This is a genomic window from Rahnella perminowiae (assembly GCF_019049755.1).
Classification (GTDB): Bacteria; Pseudomonadota; Gammaproteobacteria; order Enterobacterales; family Enterobacteriaceae; genus Rahnella; species Rahnella perminowiae.
The window spans coordinates 1-5,727 of the sequence record NZ_JAFMOS010000355.1 but is presented as its reverse complement, the minus strand read 5'-3'; the positions used below and the strand labels follow the sequence as shown (position 1 = coordinate 5,727).

3 protein-coding genes are annotated in these 5,727 nt (G+C 48.3%); all 3 read left to right on the top strand.

The annotated features are described in order from the left end of the window. Positions 1-247 precede the first annotated feature (247 nt). Positions 248-1,795, top strand: coding sequence for a methyl-accepting chemotaxis protein (locus J1785_RS04080; RefSeq protein WP_129953530.1), 1,548 nt, complete (start codon positions 248-250; stop codon positions 1,793-1,795). A 283-nt stretch (positions 1,796-2,078) separates the two neighbouring features. Further along, on the top strand, positions 2,079-3,203 hold the full coding sequence (locus J1785_RS04075; protein ID WP_217138917.1) for a tyrosine-type recombinase/integrase: 1,125 nt from the start codon (positions 2,079-2,081) through the stop codon (positions 3,201-3,203). Positions 3,204-3,346: 143 nt separating this feature from the next. Further along, a complete protein-coding gene (gene ovoA, locus J1785_RS04070) occupies positions 3,347-5,488 on the top strand; it encodes a 5-histidylcysteine sulfoxide synthase (RefSeq protein WP_217218868.1) in 2,142 nt (713 codons plus the stop codon). Positions 5,489-5,727 lie beyond the last annotated feature (239 nt).

The following is a 5,727-nucleotide window of genomic DNA, read 5'->3' as shown; positions in this document are numbered from 1 at the left end:
GGGATTCAGTGCGTCACCTCTAATCAGTGCTATATATTATTTAAAATAACTGAAATAAATGATTTTTAAGAAAGCCGCTGATTATTTTGAGATGTTTTGGCGGCAGGAAAAGCCTTTTAAGCACGTCCGGAAATTTCTACTATGATCGATCATCTTGCCAATAATTGCAGATAGGGCGCGGGAAATATTAAACATTTGGGCAGAAATGCCGATAAACAGACTCCTGCTTCGTTTTGAGAATCTCCCGATGTCGCTTAAAAAGTCGTCCTTGCTCGTTCTTATGGTTCTTTTCGCCCTCTTTTTCACCAGTATATTGTCGAATGTTTGGCTGCTCACCCAGAGTAACCATTCACTGGATGATGTGAACAAGGAGATCCGTGTAGTGCTTTCTATTATTGACCCCATTAACCACAGCCGGACCTCACGCGTTCGCGTAATGGAATATATGAAAGAAATTGAAAATGGCGACGGCCAGCAGTCAAACTCTGCTCTGGACGGGGTCACTGAAGTTATCGGTAAAGCCGATGCGGCCTTTCAGGCGTATCTTGACGCACCAAAATTGTCTGGTGAAAGCAGGCTTGCCGATGAATACCGCAGCACTTACCAAAATTATCGCCAGAATGGTATCCAGCCATTAATTGATGCGGCTAAGGCCGGTGATCAGGTAGCGTTTAAAGCCCACATCCCGGCTGTAGTGAAACTCGATAGTCAGTATGAAATCGTACTGGATAAAGTATTGGCCCTGCATGAACAGTACGCCAAAAATCTTAACAGCGATGCACAAAGTCATTTCAAATTTGGTATCGGGCTGACGATCGGTTTTGGTTTACTATTTCTGATCATCATTATCAGTGTACTGGTGTTACTGAAGCGTTTTGTTTTGGTGCCACTGCTAAGTTCCCGCGATCACTGCCGTCAGATTGCCGAAGGTCATCTCGATACGCCGGTACCTGTCAAAGCACAATCCCGCAGTGAAATTGAAGAACTGATGCAGTCGATAGAGTATATGCGTCAGTCACTGACCCGGATTATCGGACAGGTGCGTGACACCAGCCATACCGTGGCGCATGCATCCCAGGAAATCTCTGCAGGTAATATTGATCTGGCTTCCCGTACGGAACAACAGGCCGCCGCACTGACACAAACAGCCGCAAGCATGGAAGAACTTGGCGCGACGGTAAAACAAAATACCGAAAATGTCTCCCGTGCAAGCAGTCTGACACGTGAAGCGGTTCAAAATGCACGTGCGGGCGAGAAAGTTGCCCAGGACGTAATTGGTACGATGGGGCGTATTAACAGCAGCTCGAAAAAAATCGAAGATATCACCGGGGTGATCAACAGTATTGCTTTCCAGACGAATATTCTGGCGCTTAATGCCGCAGTTGAAGCAGCGCGTGCGGGTGAGCAGGGCCGCGGATTTGCCGTGGTGGCCAGCGAAGTGCGCAGCCTGGCACAGCGCAGTGCCGTGGCAGCAAAAGAAATCGAAAGCCTGATTTCTGAATCAGTGGTAAATATCCGTGAAGGCTCGGATCAGGTCTCACGTACCGGTGACTCCATCTCTGCGATCATTTCCTCTGTCACTCAGATTAATGTATTGATGGAACATATTTCGACAGCTTCAGATGAACAAAGCCGTGGCATCAGCCAGATTGAACAGGCGGTGACAGAAATCGATGGCGTGACACAACAAAATGCGGCTCTGGTTCAGGAATCAGCGGCAGCAGCGGCCTCGCTGGAAGAACAGGTTCTTCATCTGACCCGCTCAGTCGCCACATTCAGACTGGCAACGGTGTAGCCCTACCGTTGTAATGACATAAGTGATTAAGATAAAGGCGGTGATTAGCCGCCTGTATTTGATCACACGGGGAGTGCGGACTTTATGCGCCCTTTTTGTAGGTTTTATGAACAACGCAGATCTGTATATGTTCACCATAAATCCCTTCACAGACTCATTATTTTTCTTTATTCATCATCTTAATGACTCCAGACTTAATAGGTCTGGAGTCACAAACCTTTTGCCTGCGATCCTCAGACTTGATATAACTCCGGCCTGTGATTTTTAAGGTGATTTAGTGCAGATGAGTAAGATCAAATCCGTGGCTTCAGTTGAAAGAGATTTTGCTGCTGAAAATGTCGGCCAGCATGTTTTGGCTTATCTGCAAAATGTAAAAATGACGCCGCTTGCAAAACTGGATGATTTTGATGAAGAGGGCAATGCGACGGTCAGACAGGTGATTAATGTTTGGATCCGGCTTTCGCTGATCCTGACGCGACGTCGACCAGAAATTGCGGTTTCATCCCTCATGAAACACGTACTGCCGGTGATCGGTGAGGTACCTTTGAATAAAATCACCCGTTTACGACTGAATCGTTTGTTTAATGTCTTGTTGGCGGACGGGAAAATTTCGGAAGCAAAGCGTGTATTCGCCCTCTGTAAGCAATTTTTTGGCTGGGCTGAAACGCAGGGATATCTGGTTCATTCACCGCTAAGTTCCATGAAACGCCGTGATGTTGGCGGCCGCAATACCCCGCCACGTGAGCGGACGTTAACCGATGCCGAAATCTGGATTTTCTGGCATAGTCTGGATTTATGTGACATTTCTGAACAATGTCGCTGGGCATTGAGGTTTTGCCTGCTGACAGCACGGCGGCCAGATGAAGTGGTGCGTGCCAGGAAAGACGAGTTCCATTTGCAAATTGGTATCTGGCGACAAGGTACGCGCAATAAATCGGCTCGTGACCATAGTCTGCCGCTGACGCCATTAATGATCACCTGCATCAATGCTCTTTTGTCGTCCAGTCCGGAAAGCAGTCCCTGGCTGGTGCCATCGCCGCTTGATACGCAAAAGCCCTTATCACGCGGCGCAGTGACACAGGTGATACGCCGTCTGTTGCGCGCGGAACGTGGCCTGGGAATAGAAGCTTTTACCACCCGCGATTTGCGACGGACGGCGCGTTCCAAATTATCGTCCCTGAATGTCCCGAACGATGTTGCGCGTAAAATCATGAATCATTCACTGGAGGGTATCGACCGTGTTTATGACACGCACGATTATCTGCCACAGATGAAGCAGGCGCTGGAAGCATTTTCTGACAATATTCAGGGCATCATTGACGCACCCGATTACTATAATTTACGGCATAATTTTGAGGGCGAATCACTGCATGTTTGTGAAAGTTCGCTGCTGTTTATGGAGAGATAGCAAGCGTCGGCCCGATTTAAAGGTTATGTTGATAGCTGACGATGAAGAATATAAACCGGTAAGAACCAGGCCGGGATAAGCCAGAGATGTGACCTGCTACAATTGGTATTGACTTGGCAACCCAAGAAGACAGAGGACTAAGAATGCTTTCCAAACAAAACAAGGCTATCGGGCTGCCAGAACCGACGCAGACTATTTTATTGAGCACCGGTACAGCGGAAGAAAAACGGCAGGAAATACGTGAATATTTTCTTCGCACCTGGGAGTTGTACGAGAGCCTGTTTGATTGCCTCGCTGATGAGCGAGCATATTTCAGTAAGGCTATTTCGCTTCGTCATCCGCTGATCTTTTATTTTGGTCATACCGCGACTTTCTATATCAATAAATTGATGGCTGCCGGGCTGATCCCTCAACGTATTGACTCCCATATCGAAGCTATGCTCGCGATCGGCGTAGATGAAATGAGTTGGGATGATCTTGATGATCAAAACTACAACTGGCCATCGGTCGCCAATTTGCGCCAATATCGCGACAAAGTACGGGAAGAAGTGCTCGGTATAATTGACACTATGGCGCTGAGTTTACCCATCGGCTGGGACAGTCCTGCCTGGGTGATCCTGATGGGTATCGAACATGAACGTATTCATCTTGAAACATCCAGCGTACTGATCCGTCAGTTGCCGGTGCAATGGGTTAAGCCTCAACCGCACTGGCCCGTGTGCGAAATCGCCCGCCGTGACCGCAACACTGTACCCGTGAATACAATGCTGGCCGTTAAAGGTGACGTTGTCACTTTGGGTAAGCGTGATGATACCTACGGATGGGATAACGAATACGGCACATCTGAACAGAAGATTCAGGCATTTAGGGCCAGTCGGATGCTGGTCAATAACGCGGAATTTTATACCTTTGTACAGGCCGGTGGCTATGGCGATGCACAGTGGTGGGACGAAGAAGGGGCAGGCTGGCGAAATTTCACACGGGCGGAAATGCCCACTTTTTGGGTGGGTTCGCCTCTTGAACCGGAGCAACTGAAATTACGTCTGATGACGGAAGAAGTGCCGATGCCGTGGGACTGGCCGGCGGAAGTAAATCAACTCGAAGCCGCGGCATTTTGTCGCTGGAAAGCTGTCCAAACCGGCGAATCAGTTCAGTTACCGAGCGAAGCTGAATGGATGATTCTGCGCAATCAGGTGGAAGGCGATCAGCCCGGGTGGAAAACAGCGCCAGGAAATATTAACCTCGCAGGGTGGGCATCATCCTGTCCGGTGGATCATTTTGCTCAGGGTGATTTTTATGATGTGGTAGGCAATGTCTGGCAATGGTCGTCCACGCCGATCAGTGGTTTTGATGGTTTCCGTGTACACCCTTTATATGATGATTTTTCGACGCCAACATTCGATGGTAAACATTCCATGATCAAAGGCGGAAGCTGGATTTCAACCGGCAATGAGGCGCTGAAATCTTCACGTTATGCTTTCCGTCGTCACTTTTTCCAGCATGCTGGTTTCCGCTATGTCATTTCCAGCCATCAGGAAGTGGTGAAAGTAAATCCGTACGAAACTGACGGACTGGTGGCACAGTACCTTGATTTTCAATATGGTCCGCGTCATTTTGATGTAATGAATTATGCTGAGCAACTGGCTGATATTGCGGTTAAAAATACTGTTAACCATGGCAGGGCGTTAGATATAGGGTGTGCTACGGGTCGTGCGAGTTTCGAACTGGCGCGTTATTTCGACTCTGTGGTCGGGATGGATTATTCAGCACGTTTTATTGATGTCGCTCTGTCACTGGCACGTGGTGAAACCCGTCGGTATGTCATGCCGGAGGAGGGCGAACTGGTGGAATATTGTCAGGCTTCGCTCGCCGATGTGAATTTGTCAGCAGAGCTTACGCAGCGGGTGACTTTTGTACAGGGTGATGCCTGTAACCTGAAGCCACAGACGGAGTTATACGATCTCGTTTTGGCTGCTAATTTGCTTGATCGTTTGCGTGAGCCAGCACGTTTTCTGACCGGTATTACACCGATGATCCGTTCTGGTGGTCTGCTCATGCTTTCTTCACCTTATACCTGGCTTGAAGAGTTCACCCCGAAAGAGCACTGGCTGGGTGGATTCCGCGAAAATGGTGAAGCCGTTACGACCCATCAGGCACTGAAACGTTTACTGGCGAGCGAGTTTGAAGAGGTTCGGACACCAACAGATGTTCCGTTTGTGATCCGTGAAACGGCTAGGAAATTCCAGCATACTGTGGCGGAACTGACGCTATGGCGTAAGCGGTAAGTAGGAATTTCTGCAAACGATTAACGGTCGCTCCGGCGGCCGTTTTTTTTATCTTCTGATTGCGTGTGAAGACGCTTTTTTCTGCCTGAATGCGATAAACACTGAGGTTCAAGTTGTCGTTGTTTAAGTTATTTCAAGCAATTGTATGTTGTAACTAAAATGAATGCCATTGTATTTTAAAATGACAGTAACAAAAGGGGAGTGCCGTTAAAGACCACGAATACCCATGACAGATGCCG